This is a genomic window from Nostoc sp., from assembly GCF_036919815.1.
In the GTDB taxonomy this organism is placed as follows: Bacteria; Cyanobacteriota; Cyanobacteriia; order Cyanobacteriales; family Nostocaceae; genus Nostoc.
Genome location: NZ_JBALCE010000005.1, coordinates 17,986 through 42,153, shown reverse-complemented (window position 1 = coordinate 42,153; position 24,168 = coordinate 17,986). Strand labels below are relative to the sequence as shown.

Genomic DNA, 24,168 nt, shown 5'->3' with positions numbered 1-24,168 from the left:
TTCGCAAATCTTTTTGAACGGAGAGGGGGGGATTCGAACCCCCGTTGAGTTTCCCCAAAACGCATTTCGAGTGCGTCACCATCAACCACTCGGACACCTCTCCAAATAGATCATTAACACATTTGAGTATCTATTCTATAGTCAAATGCCGAAAATTCCGGAAAATTTTAGTACATCCCCTATATTACTATAACATTATCGCTTTATCTGCGTAACGGAATACTCCGGGAACGCCAACGCCCACCCAAGACATTTCCAATCATCGTGATTGCCGCAATTACTTAGCGAATCAATGACAGCCATGATTTTATTACTTGCGTTGATGTAGGGTTGCAACATACAATCCCCATCAAGATATTCTTCTGGTGCTATTGGCGCAGCGTCTGTCTGTGACACGCTACGCGAACATAGAGAAGGGTAATCCTCAGTTTAAGGTCAATTATCTGACACCAAGTAAAAATTACTCCACCCGATTGTGACGAACAAGTTTGCAAACGTTGGGAAGAATTTTATCCAAGTCTAATACCCTAAAACTTACTTTATTCATAATGCTCAAATCAAAATCAATCAACATTCCCAAACCAACTCGCTACCAAAATGCGGCGATAGATTATTACATGGGAATGACAAATTCCCCCTATCTTCATTATGGGTATTGGGAGCCAGTGCCGACTCCCGGTGAAGAATTGACCATAACTGGCTTTCGTGCGGCGCAAGTTGCTTATGCAGTCAAGCTTTTCAGTTTCATTCCAGAGGGTACAAAAACTGTGCTTGACGTCGGCTGTGGTATTGGTGGTAACGCCGCATATTTGTGCGATCGCGGTTTTGGCGTTGAAGGATTAGCACCCGATGCAATCCAACAAGAGAAGTTTATCAAGAATACCAACTCTCAAGTACCTTTCTACTTAACCAGATTTGAAGATTTTCACACCTCACACTCCTATGATCTAGTTCTGTTCAGTGAAAGCAGCCAATATATTGCTGCTAACGATTTAGCTCAGGGTGCAGCTCGTGTATTAAATAGTGGTGGCTACCTATTGCTTGCGGATATGATGCGTTCTGATGCTGGATATCGAGAGGGCATTTTTTCTAATTGTCATGTCGCTAGCGAGCTTCAGGAAGCCTTGGAGCAGGCTGGATTTAAGTTAATTAAGACTGAGGATATCTCCAGCCAAATTGCGCCAACGATTGACTTGTGTCTTGATAACTTTCGTACTTTTGGACTGACTACGATGAAATATATCGCTGATGTTGTAGCGATCGCAGTCCCACCAATACACGCACTCGGTCGTTTAGCCTTCAAGCGCTGGCTGGAAAAGCCGATTGTCGAGGGGTTAGCAGCACGCAGCATTTTTGATCGCCATCTCTGTTATCAAATCCAACTCTGGCAGTTATCAATTCATGACTGAATAATTCATAATTAGTATTGATAAACACTCCATAGATGGATAGCTTTGGGGAGGAATTAGCTTACTGTTTCTAACCCTAAGACTGACAATGTTCAAAGGTGCGTCACCGAACAGATCGCTGTAGACATCGCTTCTCTAACTGCTGAGATATTATGTAGTCGAACATTGTGCAGCATACAGTTTGAGGTTTTGCATGAAAGTAGCAGTCTTCAGTACAAAAGCCTATGATCGGCAGTTTTTGTCAGCTGCAAATTCTCCCACCCAACACGAGTTAGTGTTTTTTGAACCCCGTTTAAATCGGGATACAGCTATCCTCGCCGCCGGATTTCCGGCGGTTTGCGTATTTGTACATGATCAGGTTGATGCCCTAACTTTAGAGCTTCTGGCCTCACGGGGAACTCGGCTGGTTGTCCTTCGCTGTGCAGGGTTTAACAATGTAGACTTACAAGCCGCAGCAGACTTAGGAATTACGGTTGTACGTGTTCCCGCCTATTCACCCTATGGGGTAGCAGAACATGCCGTGGGATTGATTTTAAGCTTGAATCGCAAAATTCATCGTGCCTATAACCGTGTCCGAGAAGGCAATTTTTCCCTAGATGGACTATTGGGATTTAATTTGCATGAGCGCACAGTCGGGATTATCGGCACCGGCAAAATCGGTCTGATTTTAGGACAGATTATGAAAGGGTTTGGCTGTCACCTACTCGCCTATGACGTTTATCGTAATCCAGAATTGGAGGCGCTAGGTGGAAAGTATGTAGAACTACCTGAGCTATTTGCCAACTCTGATATTATCTCCCTACATTGCCCCCTGACTACGGAAACGCATCACTTGATCAACACTCAGACTATAAAACAGATCAAGGCAGGCGTGATGCTAATTAACACTAGCCGAGGAGCGCTGATTGATACCCAAGCAGTGATTGAGGGATTGAAATCTGGTAAAATTGGCTATCTTGGTGTGGATGTCTACGAACAAGAATCGGAATTGTTTTTTGAGGATTTGTCTGGCGAAATTATTCAGGATGATATTTTCCAGCGTCTGACAACGTTCCCCAATGTACTCATTACTGGACATCAAGCCTTTTTTACAGCAGAAGCTCTCTACAATATTGCAGAAACAACTTTTGCTAATATTACTGATATTGAAAAGGGTCGTTCCTGTCCAAATGAAATTCGCGCTCAACTGCCCGTTTAGGTAATGGTTGGCGATCGCTATACCAACGCCAATCTGCAAATTCATGTACGCAAAATCACCAGTCAATCCTGATCCTCAGGCAAATTTTCCATTTCCTCAGTAATTAGCATCTGAAAATCTTCGTCACAATGATTATGCAGATGAACCGCAGCAGCTAGGAGTTATGCGAGAATTTCAGCTTGTTGGTTAGGAGTTAAATTAATTAACTGTAACTGGTTAACTCAGGTTTGTACTTTCAGGCATTCTGTACCTTGAATTCGTGATTGCAAGATGGCGATCGCGCATATTCATTTTGAACGATAGGCAACGCCAAGACTTTGGACTAAAATCACCAGAGATGCGATCGCCATCAACCCGCCCCAAAACCAGTAAGGTAAAAGCAAATACCGTTGCATTTGCGCTGTATCAGAAAGTCCCAGGGAACCAGCAGACTGACTAAATAGATAATCAAGTTGATGGTAGGTACTTACACAAGCTTGTACACCCAAAAATTGAATCACAAACCCTTGTGCCCAACGAGGCGCTTTCAGGGCGATACCCAAGATGATTAAACCTAGTAACGGAATTGCCAGCAATCCAAACCAGGAACGTACCCAAATTAATGTCGAAAATAGCAAAAAACTTCCTAATATTTTTAAACTTAGGGTAGCTGCTCTAAAACTTCGGGAAGCCAGAATTAAAGCTGCACCAGCAATAGGTGGCCCCATTGGCCCTGCTGCGGCAATTATTGCCGGCACAATTGGCCCCAATGACGACTGGATGCCATAAGTTGCGACACCGGAACCATTGCTAAAAATCTCTAATTTCTGAAACTGTCCCCCTAATAAAAGTGCCATTAAGCCGTGACCCATTTCATGAAACCAGGTTGCCAGGATCGTAAATGGGTATAAGATATAATCTCCTCCTGGTAGTTGCCACAGTAAAGCAGTTGCGATCGCGGCTGCAATTAGCCAGGTTAGCCCCATACGTTCAACAACTTGCGGGGCTTCTCTGGTAAGTAAGGGTTGAAAATTTTTGCTTGGTTCCCTCATCGGTCACTTTCCTGAAGGTAATTACCCCAACTGGTGGAGTGTATTTTCATCCATCCTAATGTAATTATTAAGGTAGTGGAGTTGCTGAACAATGCAACAATTCACACCTCGAAGCGACGGCTGTAAACTATGGGGCTATCAAGAACAACATAGTTATCCGTCGCTTGTCTGATGCGGTTTATCTTGTTGATCCTCCAAAATGGATGCCGGAGGATGAGCAGAAAATGCTTAAACTGATGTCACAATTGATCGAGAATCAGTTAAGCAAGTTGAAACAGGAATGTCATCAAGTCTCCTTTACCCAAGCTAATGCGATCGCCTGGACGCAAGCGGTGACGATTCCCCGGTAATAGCGGCGAATTATTAATGTAAGTGCCATTAGAACTCCCCACATCTTCTACATAGTGAGCATCTGCCTCGACGCGAATATCTGCATGAATCCGCGAAACAATTTCTGAATTGGGAAATCCTGAAACATCTATATCTGGGGGAATCCGATCATTTGGCTTGCCGATATGAATCACAGAGACATTTTGCGGCAATTCAATTAACTGATCAGTTTGAACATGGATTAACCGCGCTGTAACCTGCTGTAATTGCGTTCTGGCAGCAGTTGATGCTGGTGCTGGTACTTCGGCTTCAGAGGCTGGCGCTGATTCCAAAGGTGGTGGAGTAGGAATACTTTTTTCAAAGACTACCGGTTGATCGGGGACGGTTGACGCTGGTTCTGGGGGGCTGCTTTCTATAACAGATACCTGTGGTGGAGCTGCTGGGGCAACTGCCATCTCTGTTGGTGGTAAAGATGAACTGAGAGGATGTGAGTTAGTAGATTCGCTCATTCCCAAAGCATCTGGTTGTAAAAGTTCTAACAATGGATCGGGTGAAACTAACGGCGGTACTTCCACAGGAATATCAGGAGTAACTGTTGCAGCTACCGCAGTAGGAACGTGTGGAACTCCTGCGGAGTGTAGGTTATAGCCACACTGACCGCAGAATGCAGCATCTGCCTGCACAGTTGCCCCACAACTGGGACAGTTAGTAGTCGCGGGTAAGGGTGTATAACAAGCTTCACACTGGACAGCGCCATCAGGGTTGGGATGATTGCAATTAGGGCAGACGATCATCGATATTTAGCCTTTGTTCAAGATCATCATAAATATAGGTAGGACTGGCAAGCAGAGGGCGGCCTTAGCTTTAGATTCTAGCAATTACTGGTGATGGAACGATGAATTAGACACGGGAAACGGGAGCAGGGGAGATGAGGGGGATGTAGCTTTAGCTCCCCGCAGGGTGTGAGACAAGGGGACAAAGAGAATAACCAATGCCCAATGCCCAATGCCCCATGCCCAATGCTCAAGTTCAATGTTGAAGTTCCAAACCTGCTGCCGCATCCAGTAACCACCAAAGTTCTCCTTGGGGCTGAATTAAGCGGGATGGGTAAGTGAAGTCATCGGCTACAGGTGCAAAGACTTGCGCCAAAGCTGGGCGTTTATTAGCACCAGCAACCACAAAAATCACACTGCGAGCAGAGTTGATGAAGGGGTATGTGAAAGTTATCCGGGGGTTTGCGTCTTTGTTACCCACAGTAACCAGGCGATCGCTTACTTTCAGAGCCTCTGTGTGGGGAAACAAGGATGCGGTATGTGCATCATCACCCATTCCTAGTAATACTACATCTAACGAGGGAAATTCGACCCCAGAAGAATTGAAAAATTCTTTGAGTTGTTCTTCATACTTCGCAGCAGCCAGTTCTGGATTAGCTTCTAAAGTTGGTACGGGATGAATGTTAGCTGCTGGGATGTCAACACGATCTAGCCACGCACGCCGCGCCATCAGTTCATTGCTATCGGGATGATCTGCTGGTACGTAACGCTCATCCCCCCAGAATATATGAATTTTATCCCAAGGCAGTTTTTGATTAGCAATCGCTTCATATAACGGTTTAGGTGTACTGCCGCCAGATAAGGCGATCGTAAACCGTCCACGCTGCTCAATGGCAGTTTCTAACTTCGACAGAATTAATTCTAGCGCTCGTGCAACCAGTGCTGGCTGATCCGGTAAAACTTCAACGGTTTTGTTCATGACTTGATCATATTGCTGGCTTCCAGCAATACAATACCGAACTTATTGCAATCCCCCTTTTTAACTTTTGAAACATTTAACATCGTGGATTAGCTAGGGTGGAAAAACGTAGACGGACATTATCACCTTCAACGGTAAGTAGTCAGCCGTACTAACTACTCTCATAATTATTTTTATTTACACCCAGTTCCTTGATACTTTCTTGATTAACGCCACACAGGATACATTTCTTAATTCTTATTAAAATTTAATAAAACTAATTAATCACAAACAGCGCTTCCCAGTCAGCGATCGCTTGACGTTGGGCAATTAACAATTCCTGAATTCCTTTTTGGGCGACATCTAGCAGCTGATCCAACTGAGTGCGGCTAAAGCTGCCTTCTTCGGCTGTTCCTTGGACTTCAATGATTCCCAGGTGTTGATTCATTACCACATTAAAGTCTACTGTTGCAGCCAAATCTTCGATATAATTAAGATCCAAAAATGGCTCTCCCTCCAGTAATCCTACGGAAACTGCTGCTACCTGTCCACACAGAGGCGATCGCTCCAACACGCCCTCGTGCAACAATTTAGAAATCGCATGAGCCAACGCCACAAACGAGCCTGTAATCGCTGTTGTCCGAGTTCCAGCGTCTGCTTGCAATACATCGGCATCCACAGTCAGCGTGCGTTCTCCCAGTGCCTCAAAATCCACTGCTGCACGTAAGCTGCGTCCAATTAGACGTTGGATTTCTTGCGTCCGTCCAGATAATTTTAACAATTCCCTTTCTTGGCGTTTTTGGGTAGCAGATGGTAACATTCGGTACTCAGCAGTTAACCAGCCTTTACCAGTTCCTTCAAGAAACTTCGGAACTCCTTTATTAACGCTAACAGTACAAAGTACTTGAGTATCACCGCATCTTGCAAGAACAGAACCGGGGGCAAAGCTGGTGAAACTGGGGTAAAAGCTGATCGGACGTAGTTTGTCAGGAAGACGGCCGTCAGGACGCTGCCAAGCCATTGGAGTTGCCTCAAGTTTTAGAATACTGCCTTAAGATTACCTTAGTGTTGCAAATCATCATTTTAGGGGCATTGGGCATTGGGCATTGGGCATTGGGCATGGGGCATGGGGCATTGGGCATTGGGAAAGAGGAGGCAGAAATTCTTTAATTTTTTTGAATTTTGAATTTTGAATTTTGAATTTTGAATTTTGAATTGATTTATCTCCCCTGCTTCTTTTCTAAGGAACTGAAAGCAGAGTCAAAATACTTTGCTGCACCATCTCTGGTGACTGGTCGCCGTTGATGGTTAATAGGCAGCGACGACGGTCGTAATATTCAAGTATTGGAATGGTGCGATCGTAGAATAATTCTACACGGCGTTGGACGATTTCAGGTTGGTCATCTGGTAGCGATCGCCCCAAGGATCGGTTAACCATGACAGCTTCTGGGACTTGGAGATAAATCGCCCAATCTAGCTTTTGCCCGAAATCATCCAAGAAAAAATCTAATTCTTCAGACTGAAAGGCAGTACGGGGATAGCCTTCTAAGACCCAATCGCAGTTAATATCTGGTTGTCTGAGGCGAATTCGGATCAATTCAATGATCATTTCGTCTGGAACTAACTCCCCTTTTTGGATGTAGGGACGTGCGTGGTAGCCTAGTTCACTCAAGCTAGGGTAAACCGGAAGAGAAGTCCGGGGATCGGCTTCTGACCATCGAAATTCCGGCAGGGGCTGATCGCCAGATATTGCTGACCGTAAAATCTCACCTGTAGAAATCAAAGGAATATCAAAGTATCTGCAAAGCTTTTGTGCTTGAGTGCTTTTCCCCGATCCTGAACCTCCCAGAATCACCAATCTCACAAAAATTAACTCCTCATCCTGTCAAATTCACTACTTGCTAAGTCTGTTTTACCCAAACAACCGGGAAATCTCACATTTAGCGATTTTCAGCCGTTATACCCAGCTTTTTTTAATAATTGGAACTCTAACTCTTATGTTTTCATTTTTACAACTCCTTTCAGAGAAAAGACGAAAATAACTCTTGACTTTAGCACAAACGTAGTGTTTGACTAAGAATGCAATTTGCCAAATCTACCAAACCTGTGAAAAACAGATTGATTATACAGGCAAATTTGTGATAAGTACCGCCAGCACAAACCTTTAATTTATTGTAACTTTTTGAACTTTACCCTATGGTTAGCCAGCTAGAAACCCCAAGTATCAATTCAACCCTTACCTTACCATATCCAGTTGAGGGACTAGTGCAAGTTTTCACTAGCTCCCATCGTAACTTTTTTACGAGCGTTATAGCTGAATCACTGAGAATAGCTGGACAAGGAACGCCAGTATTAATAGTGCAGTTCCTCAAAGGAGGTATTCGTCAAGGACAGGAAAGACCCATACAATTAGGACAAAATTTAGATTGGATTCGCTGTGATTTGCCTCGTTGTATCGATACACCCCAGTTAGACAATACGGAGAACCAAGCTTTACAAAAACTGTGGCAGTATACACAACAAGTAGTGTGTGAGAGTAAGTATTCTCTCGTTGTCTTAGATGAGTTAAGTTTAGCGATTAACTTTGGTTTAATTCCTGAAACGGAAGTTTTAGCGTTTCTGGCAAAACGCCCTCCCCATGTCGATATCATTCTCACAGGGCCAGAGATGCCCAAATCTCTCTTGGATGTGGCAGATCAAATTACAGAAATCCGCCGGAGTCATCGACCTTAAACAATCCATTTCCAATTGATGAGTTGCTCAAAAGGTGAGTTGCGACTAGTAGTATTTAAGTGGAGGAGAATGGCGCTGATGAGGATTTTTGTTTGTGCTGTTGTCTCCACTGTTTTAAAACGCTCTCAAGTTGAGTCAAAGCATCTTTATAGTCTTTGAACTGGATTTCAGAAAATACAGTAGGTATACCACGAGGGAATCTCGATATTACTTTACCTCTTTCATAGAGTAAAATAATTGGAATAGCATTTGTCTCTGCATATGCTAATTCCATCCCAACACCCAGCGAAGCATAACCAATGTAGGCAATAACTAAGTTAGATATCCTAACTTGGTGCTTATCAGTATCAAAAACTTGACGAGGGCTGATATTAGGATGATTAATAGGGTCAGTCTTTAGATGGGGAACATAACTCTGAAATCCTATTTCGTCGCAAAGTGAGCCGATAGCTGTATAAAAAGCCTTAACTGTATCTAAGTTATCAATACCTGTCAACGCACCAGAAATATATATACGTGTTTTTGTAGTATTCATTTTCTACTATTCAATTAGCTATATTCTCCGAATCTTAGTTTTATATTAAATACTTAACTTTTAGTAGTTAATCAAAAATTTATTTTGATTTTAGTCTATCGTACACAACAGGGCTTATTAAAGCTATAAAAGCTGCTAGTGCAGATCCCAAATCGGGGTTTTTTAAGGATACGAAAACTCCCAAAAATAAGACAATTATAATCAAAGAAATTATTAATATATTCCGGCTAACATTTTCTTTTTCTTTCTTCTTTTTTTCTTGCCTAGATATCTCTAGTAGTCTTTCCCATATATCATCCCTATCGGGAGGTCTTCCAAGAGGTACTTTTGATTCAGATTCCATTTGATGAAAGCAAACTGTACAGAAAGAATCTCTAAAACGAAGTACTACAGGGCTATCTCGGTAGTTACTTACTGAAATTAACAGTTTGCCTGTCCATCCTGGATCTATTGTGGTAGAAATATGAGACAAACCATAAAGAACAGCTTTTGAAACCATTGCATGTATGGTACCGCCGACTACTTTAGACAAACTGACTGATTCTAGGGTTTCAATAACTACCGTATCATTGGGTTCAATTTCAATCTGCCTCTCTTTCTCTATATCAATTTCACGCTTATTTTTCCAAGAGAACCCTTTTAGCCCTATTCTAAAATCATAACCAACAGGGGTTAAGTACTTTTCTTCAAAGGGATCTATATATATTCCCTCTGTTGGATTATTTTTTCTGTGTTCTATTTGTTGTTTAATATCTGTATCACTCAACATAGCAATAATTATGTTTTGATATGAGTTTATGGATTTTGTACAATGTCAAAACTGACAACAGACGTAGAAGATAACAGGAACAATGCTGCTCTTTTTGCTGTGGCTTCAGAAAGCTTAACTTCCTTGAGGGTAACTAGACCTTCATTCACAAAGGAATCTCTCACCAAGGCTTTCTCGCCGCTATTGAAAGAAGTTTCATAAAACACTTCCTTAATCCCTGCGGAGATAATTAATTTCAAACAAGACAGACAAGGTTCTAGGGTGACGTAAATACTTGCACCATCTGTAGAGATACCATGCTTTGCAGCTTGTGCGATCGCATTTGCTTCTGCGTGTACAGCTCTTGATGGTAAAGTTTTACTAGCATCACAGCTACTTAATCCTGGATAACAGTAGCCCTGAGCCGTACAATGAGCGGAACCTGATGGTGAGCCATTGTAACCAGTTGCTACAACCTGCTTGTTTTTCACAATCACAGCACCCACAGGAAAGGCTAAACACGTTGAGCGAGTTGCTGCAAGTTTAGCCAACATCAGAAAGTATTCATCCCATGTTGGTCTTTGCTCATCACAAACCATTATTTACTATCCTGAATGTATTTAGCCCCTGTTTTCAAACATTTCATAGCTTTCTGTAATTCCATTCCCAAATATCCAGCATGATCTGCACGTATTGAAGGCGAAGCAGCGCAAATTTCTCTAACTAATTTCAATGCATCTTCACCGGAATAGCAACCTACAACCTCGCCACTACCGGGAGTTGTTTGTGTAACAACTATCTCATTTTCTAGAATATCGACTAAAAAATTTCCCGCAGGATCGTGGTAATCTATTTTTCTAGAAATGCGTAGATACTGTTGTTTAATCAGTTGTTCGGCGTTGCTCCAAGTATCATCATATATATGAGCAGACTGACTAATAGTAATCAGTGGCCCCATTTTCAAGTCATACTCAGAACGTAAGCCAATTTCATCCCTAATACGTTGTTGCAAAGCCCTCAATCCCATTGCATTTGCAGGCCAAGCGGCAAACATATCATTACTTCTAAAAGTTGCAGTTAGTGATAATTCATTATCAACCACTCTCAACCAAATATGATTAAGACAAGGGCTACCACCTTTTTCATGGTCTTTTACATCCCATAAGTTCATCACTGCACTAGCAGCATCAATTTCTCCAATTAACTTCTGAATTACCTGGTCAATTTGGTCACGCTCAAACCAGGAACGTAAACGTTGACCATATGTATATTTCAAGCCTTCCCTATAAGGTGCATCATCTAAAATTTGTGAAACGTATTCTTCCAGAAAAGGGCGGTCAATTGGCAAATAATTCGGCTCAGGAAAATAAAAGTCAACAGGCTCATCAGTAACAATTGCCATTAAATCAATTAATTCTTGCCATTCTCCATCATAGCCAGTTGGTCTAATTGTTCCTGTTGTCTTAATCCGATGAATTATTTTTACCCAAGTTTCGGCTATAGTTTTACCTTCTATTCGATGTCCATAACGTGGCCCTGGTAAAACAGCAGGGTAAGCGATAGACATGGGAAATTTTACAGGCGTTCCCCAAGGAGAAAGTCCTTCAAATTGGGGATAAGATAAAACTTGCCTAACGGCTTGGGAGATGGATTTGGTTTCCTCATACTTTATTGACTCCCGCAGGTGCTCTAAAGCAGTAGCTTTCACGTCAAGATCAATATATCCCTTGATTGGGGAGCGAATTACCCAGCAACGCAACCCAGTATCACAAACACCTTCTTCAAAGCCATTACGGAAAAAGTCCAGCAAGCACTGACACGCACCCGCGTTATTATCTTCCCTTGTGGCATTGAGAACAACCAAAAAGCGGACATGGGGATTATACAGTAAATTGCGAATAAGTAAGTTTATCCCTCTTGTGGGCGAGTATAGTTGCCCAATTACAGCATAATCTTCGGGTTGCAGGTGTTTAGCGATCGCCTGCTTCACCGTCCACCCTGTAATCACTGCTGTCTGCCCATGTCCATAAATAAGCTGATTGGGCTTGTGTAGTGCTTTGTATTCAAATTGGGTTGCCTTACCCGTTGCTGTCATGATTGGCTAAAAGTAAAAAATTAACGATCTTTGATTATATCACTAAATCTAAATTGGTAATAGTTTCATAGAAGGTGGACTTTGAAAGTCTACCTAATAAATCAATGCAATGCGCTTGCTTTACAAATATTAATAATTTTGTTACAGTTATTTACATAAAGAGAAGACAGGGAAAAATCCATGCGTACAAACACTGCTATAATTGACGACCAAGGCAAACTGAACAACTTTGCGATCGAGCCAAAGGTTTACATAGATGAGCAAGGCGATCGCACAGGCTTCACTCCTTACGCAGAACTGCTTAATGGTCGTTTAGCAATGATTGGTTTTATCTCTCTGATAGCTTTAGAAGTACTGACAGGACACGGTATAGTTGGTGTTTTGACAAGTCTGTAAAAACTGACTACCATAACGTAACTCTCAACAAATGTAAGAGACGGTAAATTTACCGTCTCTTAATTTATGGAAAACTTAGTGCTAGAGTAAAAATATACTGATAGCAAAAGCCGTTATCAGCGTAAAAATATAGGGTGAACTATGGCTTTAACTGCTTCTACTATGTTGCCGCTAGGCACAAAAGCACCAGATTTTCATCTACCGGAAGTAGTATCTGGAAAGGCAACTTCACTTTCTACCTTTGCAGAGAAAAAAGCGCTGTTGGTAATGTTTATTTGTCGGCATTGCCCATTTGTAAAGCACGTCCAACAAGAATTAGTGCAGTTAGGAAAAGATTATTTTACAAGTGATTTAGCGATCGTTGCCATTAGTGCTAATGATGCAAAAAATTACCCAGATGATGCGCCAGAGTCCTTACAAGCATTTGCCACAGAACTAGGGTTTAATTTTACTTTATGCTACGACGAGAGCCAGGAAACAGCAAAAGCTTACACCGCAGCTTGCACACCAGATTTTTTTGTATTTGATAGCGATCGCCAACTTGTTTATCGTGGACAATTAGATGATAGCCGCCCCAGTAATGGTAAACCCGTAACGGGCGCAGATTTACGCGCAGCCATTGAAGCAGTGCTGGCGGGTAAACCTGTTACGAGTGAGCAAAAGCCGAGTGTTGGTTGCAATATTAAATGGAAACCTGGAAACCAACCCAGTTATTTTGGTTGAAAGAGATTGGGCATGGGGCATTGGGCATGGGGCATTGGAGATTGGACATTACATTAGTTATTCTTTCTCCCCCTGCTCGCTCATCTCCGCACTCCCATTCGGCTACGCCCTTCGACTACGCTCAGGACAAGCTCACGGCAAGCCTACTCCCTACTCCCCACAATTATCAGTGTTTAATTTCCAAATTCAGTATGTAGCATCCTAGTTGGACTTTTTCTGCCCACAATTCATATTCCAGCCGCAAATGTTCTGGCAAGGGATGTCCGTTGAGACTTAAGCTACTAGTAAAATTTCGTAAACGAATAGGATTGTTAGGTTGCAACGACTCAGTTGGCAACCAATATCGACTAATCCCATAAACGCCCTGTTCCCAAAAGTGACGGTAACTCACTTGAGCGTTACCTTGCATAGTCATAATTACACGGTAAGGGGAAATCTCCAGCCACAAAATCCTGGGACTGTTAGGGGCGTAAGCTTTGCTCTTACTTTGGGGAAGTGTGTCCTCTGGACTTAGGACACTCTCTACTTCGCAACTAATCAAGGGCGGTGCAGTTAACAGCAAATGGAACCGGTCAGTGTCTTTTTGATACAGTGTCCCGGCAGTTTCAACAACAGACCAGATTGGTAGGTCAGTGGAAATAAGTGATAAGCACACGGGCTTGCGGTGATGGGTCAGCATGGGAGCGATAAGGGCTAATAGCTATTGAACAAAGTGAAATGAACACTCTAGCTGTCTAATAGGTCAGGGTAAGAAACTAAATAGTAAAACAGGCTTAATATTAATGAATCCGTTGATTTGTTAAGCTACAGAGATACCAATAGAAACAGGTATAATGTCAGTTTAGACAGCAAAAACGATACTTTTTCTAGAGAGAGCTAATTCGTAAGTAAAGCTTGTAAATATTCTAAGGCTATAGCCTCAAAACAGTGGGAGACTTCCTGTAGATTGGAGTAAGTTTCATACAGCAAAAAGCGATAGGATACTAGGCAGGAAGTCAGCGACAAGCGACTTTGTTTGTCGCTACTCAACTTCCGGTCTATTCAAAAGCCAGTGTATCCTAATGTCGCTTTCTGTTATAACCGTAGAAACTCACGAAGACCTTTTTCACAAGTTAATTATTCAGCGACCCTCTTTTGGGCTATCTTTATCGGGTCGCATCCGGGTGGCTGGGGACTTTGACTTTCTTCACCATGCTCTAATGTTGGGCGCTCTAGCCGAAGGTGAAACTGAAATTTAGTAACTTCTTTTTGGAAAAAACCCCCACAGCACTGCTAATTAAGTGGGCAAAAATAAATCAAACTATGTTACGCAATGTAAAATTAATTAAATTGGCTTGTAGTAACGGCTTCAGCCCTTACTATAAACCTTTAATTATTCATGCCCACTTAGTTATATTTGTAATTAAAAAATATTCAATTTACTAGAGTGCGTTAAGTCGAACACTTTAACGCAGTAATTATTATATACAAATAGCTCAGTGTAAATATTTGTCGTTAGTCAATAGCTTTCGACTATTCAGCATTGAGGATTTTTGGGACTTTGAAAAATTCGCCTTCCTGTTCAGGCGCACTATTGAGAATACTTTCCCGGTCTGGATAGGGTTGCAATTCATCCTTTCGTGTGATATTGCTGACATCAATTGCCCGTGTTGTTGGGGACACATTACTGACATCAAGTTCATTCAACTGTTCAATATAATCCAGAATATTTCCCAACTGGGTAGTGAATTGTTCCTCTTCTTCTGGAGTCAATTCTAAACGAGCAAGATTAGCTACTTTGTGGACTTGTTCTTGGTCAATCATATTTTTTTAGAGACACGATTAATCGCGTCTGTACAGGAGTTAGAGACGCGATTAATCGCGTCTGTACAGGAGTTAGGAGTGAATGATTCATAATTCCTAACTCATTACTTTTAGAAGAATACGTCAATTTGCGATCGCCCAGTGGTTTTCAGCCAGTTTTGGGCTTCGATGTAGTTATTGGGAGCCATACGAATAGCTCGAATCCAATAGTCTGCTGCTTGGTCAAACAGTGCTTCGCCAGCCTCGTTATCTCCAGCTTCTTTCTCCTTTTCGCCTTGGTAGTGATAAATCACGGCGATGTTGTTCAAGGCTTGGGGCATACGTGGGTTTAACTCAATTGCCTGATGATATAGTTCTAAAGCCTTTTTGTGGTCGCCATTGCTGGCAAAGATTAGCCCCATATTGTAATGAATATAGCCGCGATCGTTGGTATCTTCCTCTAGTGTTAGAGCTTCTTCATAGTATTCCAATGCTTCAGCATATTCCCCTTCTGCTTGGGCTGACATACCATCTCGATAATAAACAAACGCTTCTTTAGCTTTTTTGTTGGTTGGCAGGATCTTCAAGATGATATCTGCCATCACTGTAAAGGATTTGTCAATAAAATTATCGTTTTTTTGTGTTCTTGGCATATTTGTCTCTGGGTATTGCGTATTGGGGCATTGGACATTGGATATTGAGCATTGGGCATTGGACATTGGTTACACCCATCTCCCTCATCTCCCTCTGCTCCCCAATCCCCTAGGACACTCAATAGCTAATTTAACTGATTTGCGGGTGCATTATTCTCACTGAGGGGTATTATGCATTGCGGATTATTATGCCGAGAGTTGTTTACCAAGGTGCTAACTGGATAGGCAGTCATTGCTGAGGCGGGATAGGGACCCAATAGCTGCTGGAGGATTTGGGGCGTTTGCATTTGGGAATCTAGCCATAAATCGTAATCTTGTGGCTCTAGAATCACTGGCATCCGCTCGTGGATAGGTTGGAGTAATTCGTTAGCTGCCGTTGTCAAAATTGTACAAGAGATTATTTCTTCTTTAGCAGACGAACGCCATTTCTCCCACAAACCTGCAAAGCCGAAGGGTTGCCCATCTTGAAGGCGAAAATAAAACGGTTGCTTTTTGCCTTGTTGCCGTTGCCACTCATAAAAGCCATCAGCTAGCACTAAACAGCGTCTGTGCTTAAAAGCCGAGCGAAAAGCGGGTTTTTCGGCAACAGTTTCTGCCCTAGCGTTAATCAGCTTTGCCCCCATTCCTGCATCTTTCGCCCATGACGGAATTAATCCCCAGTGCAACTCCTTAAATTCACGCTTTTGGCTTTCGGGATTTTGTAACACTGTAGCCACCATTTGCGTAGGTGCAATGTTATATTCGGCTGCTAAATCCGAAACTCGATCAATATGAAAAACTTCAGCTAAATTTGCTGCCGACTGGTTTAGAGTAAATCTTCCACACATACTTTTATTCTCAACCACTAACTAAATTAAACATCTCAATCTCGAAATAAATAATACTTTTTTTATTTTGTCTGATGATTTTCTGTAGGACTCAGAAACGGAATATAAAAATAATTATCCGGTTATTGGAAAATCTTTTGGTAAGATATTGTATTTTGAACCTTCACTTATCAACATATTTCTAACTTTATTTTAGCATGGAACTACTGCGGTTGTACGATTTTTTACCTTCTGGCAATGGTTATAAGGTACGTCTTTTATTGACACAACTAGGTATGCCTTTTGAGAGGGTAGAGCTTAACATCTTGAAAGGCGAGACTCGAACACCAGAATTTTTAAGCAAAAATCTTAACGGTAAGATACCTGTTCTGGAAATTAAGCCAGGGAAATACTTGGCAGAATCAAATGCCATATTGGTGTATCTGAGTGAATGCACAGAATTTTTACCCTATGACCAATTTTTACGAGCGCAGGTGCTGCAATGGTTATGTTTTGAACAGTATAGTCATGAACCTTTTATTGCTACATCAAGATTTTGGATTTCTATTTTAGGTAAAACTGAAGAATATAGCGAAGCTATCAAGCAAAAACGTGAACCCGGTTATGCAGCGCTTAACTTGATGGAACTCCACTTAACTTCTCACACTTTTTTTGTGGGAGAGCGTTACACGATTGCTGATATTGCTTTGTTTGCTTACACTCATATAGCTGGTGAGGGAGGGTTTGATTTAACACAATTTCCTGCTATCCAAGCTTGGATAGAAAGAGTCAAGGCTCAACCAAGGTATATCAGTATTACACAAGCTTAAACAATTCAAAATTCTTGCATTGAAGACTATAGAAGGTGTTATACCAATTCTCTAGGAAGATGCGCTAAATCATATTTAAGTACAACAAAGAAAAAAGAACCGCATTCGGGTTAGCGTCTCCCCTTGGGAGAAGGACGCAAAGTACACAAAGAAAGAAAGAAGTTAAAAAGGTTTGGCGCAGCCTCACAAAGAAAGGGTATTACTAAACAACAACTAGAGATTTGTATCAATTTCTATCAGCTTTTGCCGGGAGGACAAACCTAACTTAATTCTGATCTGAGATTTGGTTACATCAAATTTATCTGCTAGTAGTTTAATTAACTCTTCATTCGCCTTCCCATCAACTGGGGGTGATTTTAAATACACAGTTAGACTGCCATCAGGTTGTTCTTCAATCTTTTGCTGTTTTGAATTAGGTTTAACCTTGACTTTTTTTTGCATAACCTATTCCGTGTAATTGTCGCAGCCACAACCAACCTAAAACAGAACCCAATATATAATGAGGAAAATCCCACCAAACAAAGGTAGTACCAAGTAACAATTTACCTATCAAGGTGGCGCGAATCTCCTCTAATAGTGGCGGATGCCAAAGTTGCAAGAATTCTAGTATACAGGTGATCACAAAAACCCATAGAGGAATTTGGATTACCGCCGCCCGACTTCTGAAAAACCAAAATGCGAATAGACACCAAAATATTTCATAAAATATAGCGGCTCCGTAGTCATTAAACCACTCATGGGCAGTCCCACTATAATACTTAAATAAAAAGCCCATCGGTAGAACGATGAGCACAGAAAGAATAATAAATATTGTTTGGTTACGGTTTTGGCGCATTTTCTGAAAGCTTAGAGACTAAGCAAAATTTTAGCCTTTGCATAGTCGTTTCTCAATAATTCGTAATATTGAATGTTAAGGGACTGACAAATAAAAAAATACTCGACTACTTTTTGTGGAGTGGGCGACACGAAAACCCTTAGTCAAAGGCGCTCATGTTGCCCACCCCACAATATTGGATAATTTATTTGTTGTCAGTCCCTAATTAGGAATTATTTGGTTATGGATATCTTCTGCTACCAGCACCCACTACACCGATTTTGTGGCGATAAGAGAGTTCGGCACCGAACCAACCGGAAAGGCTAACCAGTGTACCGACAATGAGCGATAGTAACAGTCCCCAAGGTACTATTCGGGATTCAGCGTCGCCCAAACGCAGGAGAAAGTTGACGAGTGATAAAACTAGTAGAGAAACGTTAAGTATCAAATGCGCCCAACCTGCGGTGCGCTTGCGAACTCGTTCAATTTTGAAAAAGTCGCTCAGACCGATCGCTGCTGCTAGGAGTCCTCCAGCTAATCCGAGTCCGATTAACCATAGCGAAGCCCTAGCCCAAAAGAAATCATGAGTTAACCAGTAGCCGATATCACTTCCCAAGGCGGCGGCTAAAAAGGCGATGGGAAAGATTACACTCAGGGGATGTAGGGGATGTCCTGCGATCGCAACTGTACTGGGTACACCGGTATCAAGATACTCACTGTCGTTACTTTCAATAACTGGGGGAATATTTGGGAAAGGTGTTGAACTTGTTTGCGTTGTGTCTGTAGTTTCCATTATTAGTATCCTGAATTTATTCGCGGACTATTTTTAACCAGAAGGAATTTGTTCAATATAAGCTTCAGCTTGTAGAGTTAGTTTGCCTACTTCTACTTTTAATTGCTTAACTTGCAAACTTATTCCTTCTAAATCAAAGTTACTCAAATTTAAAATTTCGCTAGTTTCATCTATCAAAGCTTTTGTCAACTCTGGCGATATTTCCTCACTTTCACCATACTCGACATTTTCTAGAGTAACAGTTTTTCCATTAGCGCTGATCCGGGGGACTGCGGAAAAAGCAACTTGCTGATTTTCACCTGTTTCTACTAATTTTATGCTAGCATTTAATGCTACTTTCCCATCACCAGGTAGTTGAAAGTCTACATATTCAGGCTGAATAGTTGTCAGTTGCCCGTTAATATGTATTTTTTGACTTTGCAGTTGCGATCGCACATATTCTGAGTTGAAGGCGCGATTAATATCAGCTTCGGTTAACACAACCTGGGCATTAGCATCAGTAGGTTTAGTGAGTTCAATTTTGCCAAAAGCTACACTCAGAGGATTAATGGCAACACTAGTCATTTCTATTTTCAATTCCTCCATGCGGAGGTCTTTCTGCATAACCAAACCTTCACCTTGAATCGTGACTGCATCCACCTGTCCTTGAACCAGTTTTAACGGGTCTGTTTTGATGTTTACATCTAAATTTTCTACTTCATCTAATTGGCTAGATAATCCTATTTCTGTAGCTTTATTCAGCGCTTGCTCTCCTAATCCAGGACTGTCTAGCATTATTTAATTGACTCCTACTTTAAATACCATAGCCTTGAGTAAATTTAATAAATTAGCATCAGAATTTTATCTATCTGGCGATGGAATATAGATTTAAATACTGTCTATCTAAAAGTATAATTTTATTATTTATAATTAAAAGTTTTGCTTTTATATGCAGAGTTTCTAATGCGTAGATGCAAAACGGCTTCTTTTCAGATATCACTCAAAAGAAAGATGGAATGTATAGAATTTAGTAGTTATAGTATTTGTTTATGAAATTTTGCGAAAATCTGTTTAATAAGAAAAGCTTGCAGCATACTTTAGAATCGAATTTTGGTTTGGCGCATCCATCGTCAGATCAAATATGTATAAAGTGCGTAGATGTAGCCAGTCGTAAGCATCGCTTTTATAATAATTTTTTCAAAGGCAACGTAAACCCAGGTACAACATCTTCACCGCTTAATATTGCCGTAGCCGGGTATTGAGTAATTGAACCATCCCGACGATAGACTAAAGCTTGCTGATTTTTACTATCAATTAACCATCCTAATTGAACACCATTGCTAATATATTCTTCCATCTTGGCTTTGAGTTTTGTCAAGCTATCATTTTTAGACCGAATTTCAATTATAAAGTCGGGTGCTAAGTTGATAAATTTGTCCTCTTGCTGATCCCAACCTTCTGGTAAACGTCCTTTAGCTACAAAAGCAGCATCAGGCGCTCTGACAGCAGTATTTGCTAATCTAAAACCAGTACTCGGCCCAAAAACTTCACCTAGATTCTGACTTTCTACCCAATTAAATAGATAGGCTCCTGCTTTTATTTCTCGATTACCAGAAATTCCACCAGTTGGGGGCATAGTTTCTAAAGTACCATTAACATTGCGTTCAAAGCGCAGCTCTGGGTTTTGCGAACTCATCAGCATTAATTCTTCATCAGTGACAGTATACAAAGACTGGACCGTTATTTTTTCGCTGTTCATGATGATGCCATAGAAAGCTTGATAGATATTTCAATTTTAGCTTTGTAGCCCTCTCATCCTTTGCAACCTCTGCGGCGGGAACGGTTTATTATAAAATTGACACAAACCCTTGATTAGGTAGAGTTCTCCTAACTGATTTTAGACAATGCTCTCAGAACGTTTTACCGCAGCCCTTATCTACGCTACCCAACTGCACGCCAACCAAGTTCGTAAAGGTTCAGGTGTCCCCTACATTGCCCATTTATTAGGTGTCGCCAGTATTGCTTTAGAATACGGGGCAAATGAAGATGAAGCGATCGCAGCCCTTTTACATGATGCGATCGAAGATCAAGGTGGCGCCGCAACCCGCTCAGAAATTCGTCGCCGCTTTGGTGACAATGTAACAGCAATTGTCGATGGTTGTACTGATGCTGATACAACTCCCAAACCCCCTTGGCAACAGCGCAAGGAGGCATATATTGCTCATATTCCTACTGCTTCCCCATCAGTACTGCTCGTGTCATCAGCAGATAAACTTTACAACGCCCAATCTATTCTCAAAGATTATCGCGTTTTGGGCGAATCAGTTTGGGAACGTTTTCAGGGGCGTAAAGATGGTACTCTTTGGTATTATCGGGCGCTTGTCGATGCCTTCAAAAAGACTAGAACCACTGTAATTATTGAGGAATTAGAACGAGTAGTTGCACAAATTGAGATATTAGCATCTCAATAAGAAATTTTATTTTCCCAAAAGTAAATAAAAGATTTATCGGAACTAGACAAATAACCTTTTTCCAGACACGATATAGTCATGTATCTTACAAACAAATTTTGGCTTTTAGGTTCTCTCTCTAGATAAAAAATCTTTCTCTCGGTAGATAGGTGTACTAACATTATTATGGCTGCTATGTTACCAATATGACGATAGTAAGAAAAAATACTGTAAATACAACTGTAAGTCCTTCAGTAAGTTCTCCAGAAAACTTGGCAGAAAAGTATAAGGAAGCAGAGCGGATGCGTGATGTTCTGCTTTTACTGCAAAACTTGATTAACAGTGAAGAAGCCACTGTGAAACTAATTCTGGATTGTCTGTATGATGTTGGTTCAGTCAATCTGATTAATCAAAAGCTTCGCTTGAAACCCTTAAATAGGGTGATGAAATTAATTGCCCGGATGTCGAAACCAGTTTTTAGAACTTTAGCTTTAAATTGGTTTAAAAAGAACTGTCCCCAACTGATTACTAATTGGCTACAGACGCAGGTTTCTTTTGCAAAACCCCAAAATACACCCCAACAAGTAGCTATCGAAGTTGTACAACTTGAACCATATTCTATACCACAGAGAGAAAGTCTGAGTCAAGAGATTAAAAATCTGCGTTACCAGGTTAGATGGCTAGCTGGGATTTCAATAACAGCGATCGCTATTTTAGGACTAATAGCCACTTGGTTAAACTCAAACCCATAAGTAGCAACGCGCTCAAATTTAATTGATTCAGCAAGCTATTTTAGGTGTAAAATCTACTTGGGTTTTACAGCAATATTAAATTGTTTGTAAACATCTTCTCTATTTCTTCTTATGGTACATTTGCTGCGCGTAGTTTACTTAATTATAGAAAGACGTCGTTACTTCTTCAAATTTTTTGTTTATGACCAATCTGGAATTCTTGTATGAGCAAATAATCATTAATTTATAATCACTAATTCATGCTAAAGACCAACTAAATTGATTTATGGAAATTACCCAAAGTCCAGTATCATTATTTCAAAAAGCCCATTCATCCTTGGCGTAATAATTATGAATTATGAATTATAAATTATAAATTATAAATTATAAATATTATGCCTTTGCCCAAACCGACCTTGGAGGACATCGAAATACATCTGCTCTTGGAAGGACTATATCAGTACTACGGTTATGATTTTCGTGATTATGCTCTTTCCTCACTCAAGCGGCGCATTCAGAGCTTCATGCAGTTAGAGGGGTTAGCAAATGTTTCGGCATTGCAAGAACGGTTACTCCATAACCGTGTCTATTTGGAACGATTTTTGCTTGCTCTGACGGTGAATGTAACATCAATGTTTCGTGATCCCAGCTTTTATAACAGCTTCAGAAATCAAGTTATCCCCTTCTTACAAACCTATCCATTTATTCGGATCTGGCACGCTGGATGCTCGACCGGTGAAGAAGTTTACTCAATGGCAATTTTACTGCAAGAAGAAGGACTTTACCACCGTTGCCGCATATATGCGACTGATACGAACGAGAAGGTATTACAAAATGCCAAAAGTGGCATTTTTTCCCTAAAACTGATGCAGGAATATACTCAACTTTATTTAAAAGCAGGTGGCAAGAAGTCTTTCTCAGAATATTATACAGCAGCTTATGATAACGCGATTTTTCGAGCATCTCTAAGAGAAAATGTTGTTTTCGCCCAGCATAATTTAGCAACTGACAGTTCTTTTAATGAGTTTAATGTCATCCTTTGTCGTAACGTCCTCATATATTTCAATCAGGTACTTCAAAAACGGGTACATGAACTGTTTTATAATAGCCTTTGCACCTTTGGCATCTTGGGTTTAGGAAGACAAGAATCTATCAGGTTTACCTCTCATGAGCAGCACTATGAAGAGATAGTCAAAGCTGAGAAAATATATAAGAAAATTGCAGGTGGTTGAATTATGAATTATCGTAAAATAACTAATGCCCAATGCCCCAAAAATTATGAATAAAATTGCGTAGTCGTAGCATATGTAGGCATCGCTGTCAAAAGACAGTCTGTCAAACATTTTTAATTGTGTTCAGAAGAAGATAAAGCGATCGCTTAAGGTAAATTACAGATTAAAGTCTTAAAGGAGATTGTCGATGCAACTTCTCGAATGTCCTCCTGTTGCAGTCATTGCTGGAGAAAATGCGGTTCACGTTTCTCAACTACCTTCTACATGGCAAGACATTGCTAGAGGAACCACGAGTGTCGGACTTTCCCATCCCGAAAGCTATGTTGAGATGGCACAGTTGTTCCTATACAAATTAGAGCATGGTGATGTTGACTTGTTTAGCGATCGCCCCCAACTAGCTCACTTGATACCGTCATTCTCGCAGCTATTTACACAACTGGCATGGGAAACTCTGGAGTTTTTTGGGCAAGACTTTCTCAAACACAGCTATCCGAACTTTGCAGAAATTCTCCGTGATGTAGAGTCAAAGGGAATCGAGTTCGCTGATGAAGTAAAAGTGGCTCGCATTGGTATAGATTTATTTAATGAGTTTGGTTATGAACTACCCGCCAGCTTCTACCATGTGCATCTAGCACCAATTTACCGCGATCATGTTTTTGAAGAACGCGCCTTACGATTTGATCAGCGCGATATCGAACACAAACGCGCTTGGGATGCCATACTCCATGCAGGTAAGGTCTTTGCTATCCAGATGAAGGTGCAAAGTATTGCTTCTAAATACGGTTTTACTTATCAACACGGCTGCGGCTGCAACTCTCATCTATCTTCCATTGATATATCTCGTGGGGCGTTTGAATATGAATTGAGTCCCGAAAAGCGTCAGCGATGGATTCGCAGTTTCATTTGGACTGCTTGGTATGAGTATGCCTTCTTTGCGATCGTACCAAATACGAGTTATTTGGTTTGATATAGCGATTTATTTCCGGCGTTGCTGATTGCGGTATGAAACGATTGTGCATTGCGTTGAAAATCCTTGTAAAGACGTAAAATTTTACGTCTCTATATCATTAAGTTCATACCTCGATTCAGCAACGCCAGCGATTTTCATTGAAATAAGGTACAGAAGATGAGAACAGATAGAATAGTCTCAATTGAGGAGAACTAATTAA

The 24,168-nt window shown here is 41.1% G+C and carries 29 protein-coding genes, 1 tRNA gene and 1 pseudogene; 12 read left to right on the top strand and 19 right to left on the bottom strand.

The window, feature by feature from the left end:
- Positions 1-18: 18 nt before the first annotated feature.
- Positions 19-103: transfer RNA gene (locus V7K15_RS01060), tRNA-Ser, on the bottom strand.
- A 445-nt stretch (positions 104-548) separates the two neighbouring features.
- Here V7K15_RS01060 and V7K15_RS01055 point away from each other — a divergent pair.
- Both V7K15_RS01055 and V7K15_RS01050 read left to right on the top strand, forming a co-directional pair.
- Positions 549-1,409, top strand: a complete 861-nt coding sequence (locus V7K15_RS01055; RefSeq protein ID WP_334902227.1) for a class I SAM-dependent methyltransferase — start codon at positions 549-551, stop codon at positions 1,407-1,409.
- A 193-nt stretch (positions 1,410-1,602) separates the two neighbouring features.
- The gene (locus V7K15_RS01050) at positions 1,603-2,607 is read left to right on the top strand and encodes a 2-hydroxyacid dehydrogenase (RefSeq protein WP_334902226.1); all 1,005 of its coding nucleotides are present in this window, start codon (positions 1,603-1,605) and stop codon (positions 2,605-2,607) included.
- A gap of 287 nt (positions 2,608-2,894) precedes the next feature.
- Here the strand turns inward: V7K15_RS01050 and V7K15_RS01045 are convergent, their stop codons facing one another.
- The 4 genes from V7K15_RS01045 to rph all read right to left on the bottom strand — a co-directional run bounded on the left by V7K15_RS01045 (position 2,895) and on the right by rph (position 6,720).
- Positions 2,895-3,638, bottom strand: a complete 744-nt coding sequence (locus tag V7K15_RS01045; protein ID WP_334902224.1) for a M50 family metallopeptidase — start codon at positions 3,636-3,638, stop codon at positions 2,895-2,897.
- Positions 3,639-3,898: 260 nt separating this feature from the next.
- Positions 3,899-4,762: an FHA domain-containing protein gene (locus V7K15_RS01040; RefSeq protein ID WP_334902222.1), complete on the bottom strand. Its 864-nt coding sequence runs from the start codon at positions 4,760-4,762 to the stop codon at positions 3,899-3,901.
- Between the two features lie 235 nt (positions 4,763-4,997).
- On the bottom strand, positions 4,998-5,720 hold the full coding sequence (gene pgl / locus V7K15_RS01035; RefSeq protein WP_334902220.1) for a 6-phosphogluconolactonase: 723 nt from the start codon (positions 5,718-5,720) through the stop codon (positions 4,998-5,000).
- A 256-nt stretch (positions 5,721-5,976) separates the two neighbouring features.
- Complete coding sequence (gene rph, locus V7K15_RS01030; RefSeq protein WP_334902218.1) at positions 5,977-6,720, bottom strand: ribonuclease PH; 744 nt, start codon at positions 6,718-6,720, stop codon at positions 5,977-5,979.
- 5 nt (positions 6,721-6,725) lie between these two features.
- Here rph and V7K15_RS01025 point away from each other — a divergent pair, with 5 nt between their 5' ends.
- Positions 6,726-6,869: a hypothetical protein gene (locus V7K15_RS01025; protein ID WP_334902217.1), complete on the top strand. Its 144-nt coding sequence runs from the start codon at positions 6,726-6,728 to the stop codon at positions 6,867-6,869.
- A 70-nt stretch (positions 6,870-6,939) separates the two neighbouring features.
- Here V7K15_RS01025 and V7K15_RS01020 read toward each other — a convergent pair whose 3' ends face one another.
- Positions 6,940-7,563, bottom strand: coding sequence for an adenylate kinase family protein (locus V7K15_RS01020; RefSeq protein WP_334902215.1), 624 nt, complete (start codon positions 7,561-7,563; stop codon positions 6,940-6,942).
- A gap of 332 nt (positions 7,564-7,895) precedes the next feature.
- On the opposite strand from V7K15_RS01020, the gene V7K15_RS01015 reads away from it, so the two are divergent.
- Positions 7,896-8,432: a P-loop NTPase family protein gene (locus V7K15_RS01015; RefSeq protein ID WP_334902213.1), complete on the top strand. Its 537-nt coding sequence runs from the start codon at positions 7,896-7,898 to the stop codon at positions 8,430-8,432.
- Between the two features lie 55 nt (positions 8,433-8,487).
- Here the strand turns inward: V7K15_RS01015 and V7K15_RS01010 are convergent, their stop codons facing one another.
- The 4 genes from V7K15_RS01010 to V7K15_RS00995 all read right to left on the bottom strand — a co-directional run bounded on the left by V7K15_RS01010 (position 8,488) and on the right by V7K15_RS00995 (position 11,810).
- Positions 8,488-8,967 (bottom strand): XRE family transcriptional regulator, encoded by a 480-nt coding sequence (locus V7K15_RS01010; RefSeq protein ID WP_334902211.1) that lies wholly within the window; start codon positions 8,965-8,967, stop codon positions 8,488-8,490.
- A 79-nt stretch (positions 8,968-9,046) separates the two neighbouring features.
- Positions 9,047-9,736 (bottom strand): dCTP deaminase, encoded by a 690-nt coding sequence (locus tag V7K15_RS01005; protein ID WP_334902209.1) that lies wholly within the window; start codon positions 9,734-9,736, stop codon positions 9,047-9,049.
- 26 nt (positions 9,737-9,762) lie between these two features.
- Positions 9,763-10,314, bottom strand: coding sequence for a deoxycytidylate deaminase (locus V7K15_RS01000; RefSeq protein ID WP_334902207.1), 552 nt, complete (start codon positions 10,312-10,314; stop codon positions 9,763-9,765).
- Positions 10,314-11,810 carry a thymidylate synthase gene (locus V7K15_RS00995; RefSeq protein WP_334902205.1) on the bottom strand — a complete coding sequence of 499 codons (1,497 nt, stop codon included), beginning with the start codon at positions 11,808-11,810 and terminating at the stop codon, positions 10,314-10,316. Before V7K15_RS00995 ends, V7K15_RS01000 begins: the two co-directional genes overlap by 1 nt.
- 180 nt (positions 11,811-11,990) lie before the next feature.
- Between V7K15_RS00995 and V7K15_RS00990 the strand changes: the two genes are divergently transcribed.
- Both V7K15_RS00990 and V7K15_RS00985 read left to right on the top strand, forming a co-directional pair.
- On the top strand, positions 11,991-12,206 hold the full coding sequence (locus V7K15_RS00990; RefSeq protein WP_334902204.1) for a chlorophyll a/b-binding protein: 216 nt from the start codon (positions 11,991-11,993) through the stop codon (positions 12,204-12,206).
- 141 nt (positions 12,207-12,347) lie between these two features.
- On the top strand, positions 12,348-12,929 hold the full coding sequence (locus V7K15_RS00985) for a thioredoxin family protein (protein WP_334902202.1): 582 nt from the start codon (positions 12,348-12,350) through the stop codon (positions 12,927-12,929).
- Between the two features lie 166 nt (positions 12,930-13,095).
- Here the strand turns inward: V7K15_RS00985 and V7K15_RS00980 are convergent, their stop codons facing one another.
- Positions 13,096-13,608, bottom strand: coding sequence for a hypothetical protein (locus V7K15_RS00980; protein ID WP_334902199.1), 513 nt, complete (start codon positions 13,606-13,608; stop codon positions 13,096-13,098).
- Between the two features lie 382 nt (positions 13,609-13,990).
- Here V7K15_RS00980 and V7K15_RS00975 point away from each other — a divergent pair.
- Positions 13,991-14,164, top strand: a pseudogene (locus V7K15_RS00975) (3-phosphoshikimate 1-carboxyvinyltransferase); the annotation flags it as partial.
- Between the two features lie 277 nt (positions 14,165-14,441).
- Here the strand turns inward: V7K15_RS00975 and gatC are convergent.
- The 3 genes from gatC to V7K15_RS00960 form a co-directional block, all read right to left on the bottom strand.
- The gene (gene gatC, locus V7K15_RS00970; RefSeq protein ID WP_334902197.1) at positions 14,442-14,732 is read right to left on the bottom strand and encodes an Asp-tRNA(Asn)/Glu-tRNA(Gln) amidotransferase subunit GatC; all 291 of its coding nucleotides are present in this window, start codon (positions 14,730-14,732) and stop codon (positions 14,442-14,444) included.
- 110 nt (positions 14,733-14,842) lie between these two features.
- Positions 14,843-15,364 (bottom strand): photosystem I assembly protein Ycf3, encoded by a 522-nt coding sequence (locus V7K15_RS00965; protein WP_334902195.1) that lies wholly within the window; start codon positions 15,362-15,364, stop codon positions 14,843-14,845.
- A 125-nt stretch (positions 15,365-15,489) separates the two neighbouring features.
- Entirely contained in the window at positions 15,490-16,191 is a 702-nt protein-coding gene (locus V7K15_RS00960) for an SOS response-associated peptidase (RefSeq protein ID WP_334902193.1), read from the bottom strand.
- A 197-nt stretch (positions 16,192-16,388) separates the two neighbouring features.
- Between V7K15_RS00960 and V7K15_RS00955 the strand changes: the two genes are divergently transcribed.
- Positions 16,389-17,000, top strand: a complete 612-nt coding sequence (locus V7K15_RS00955; RefSeq protein ID WP_334902192.1) for a glutathione S-transferase family protein — start codon at positions 16,389-16,391, stop codon at positions 16,998-17,000.
- Positions 17,001-17,213: 213 nt separating this feature from the next.
- On the opposite strand, the gene V7K15_RS00950 is transcribed toward V7K15_RS00955, so the two are convergent.
- From V7K15_RS00950 to V7K15_RS00930, 5 genes are all read right to left on the bottom strand, one after another.
- A complete protein-coding gene (locus V7K15_RS00950) occupies positions 17,214-17,441 on the bottom strand; it encodes a DUF167 domain-containing protein (RefSeq protein WP_334902190.1) in 228 nt (75 codons plus the stop codon).
- On the bottom strand, positions 17,419-17,835 hold the full coding sequence (locus V7K15_RS00945) for a ribosomal maturation YjgA family protein (protein WP_334902188.1): 417 nt from the start codon (positions 17,833-17,835) through the stop codon (positions 17,419-17,421). The genes V7K15_RS00950 and V7K15_RS00945 overlap by 23 nt, the downstream gene beginning before the upstream one ends.
- Positions 17,836-18,055: 220 nt before the next feature.
- Positions 18,056-18,607, bottom strand: coding sequence for a DUF2231 domain-containing protein (locus tag V7K15_RS00940; protein WP_334902184.1), 552 nt, complete (start codon positions 18,605-18,607; stop codon positions 18,056-18,058).
- A gap of 33 nt (positions 18,608-18,640) precedes the next feature.
- Positions 18,641-19,381, bottom strand: a complete 741-nt coding sequence (locus V7K15_RS00935) for an LmeA family phospholipid-binding protein (RefSeq protein WP_334902183.1) — start codon at positions 19,379-19,381, stop codon at positions 18,641-18,643.
- 388 nt (positions 19,382-19,769) lie between these two features.
- Entirely contained in the window at positions 19,770-20,345 is a 576-nt protein-coding gene (locus V7K15_RS00930) for a Uma2 family endonuclease (RefSeq protein WP_334902181.1), read from the bottom strand.
- Between the two features lie 145 nt (positions 20,346-20,490).
- Between V7K15_RS00930 and V7K15_RS00925 the strand changes: the two genes are divergently transcribed.
- From V7K15_RS00925 to V7K15_RS00910, 4 genes are all read left to right on the top strand, one after another.
- On the top strand, positions 20,491-21,057 hold the full coding sequence (locus tag V7K15_RS00925) for an HD domain-containing protein (protein ID WP_334902179.1): 567 nt from the start codon (positions 20,491-20,493) through the stop codon (positions 21,055-21,057).
- A 185-nt stretch (positions 21,058-21,242) separates the two neighbouring features.
- Positions 21,243-21,788: a hypothetical protein gene (locus V7K15_RS00920; protein ID WP_334902177.1), complete on the top strand. Its 546-nt coding sequence runs from the start codon at positions 21,243-21,245 to the stop codon at positions 21,786-21,788.
- Positions 21,789-22,162: 374 nt separating this feature from the next.
- Positions 22,163-22,999 carry a CheR family methyltransferase gene (locus V7K15_RS00915; protein ID WP_334902176.1) on the top strand — a complete coding sequence of 279 codons (837 nt, stop codon included), beginning with the start codon at positions 22,163-22,165 and terminating at the stop codon, positions 22,997-22,999.
- Between the two features lie 187 nt (positions 23,000-23,186).
- Positions 23,187-23,966: a hypothetical protein gene (locus V7K15_RS00910; protein WP_334902174.1), complete on the top strand. Its 780-nt coding sequence runs from the start codon at positions 23,187-23,189 to the stop codon at positions 23,964-23,966.
- The last annotated feature ends 202 nt before the right edge of the window (positions 23,967-24,168 follow it).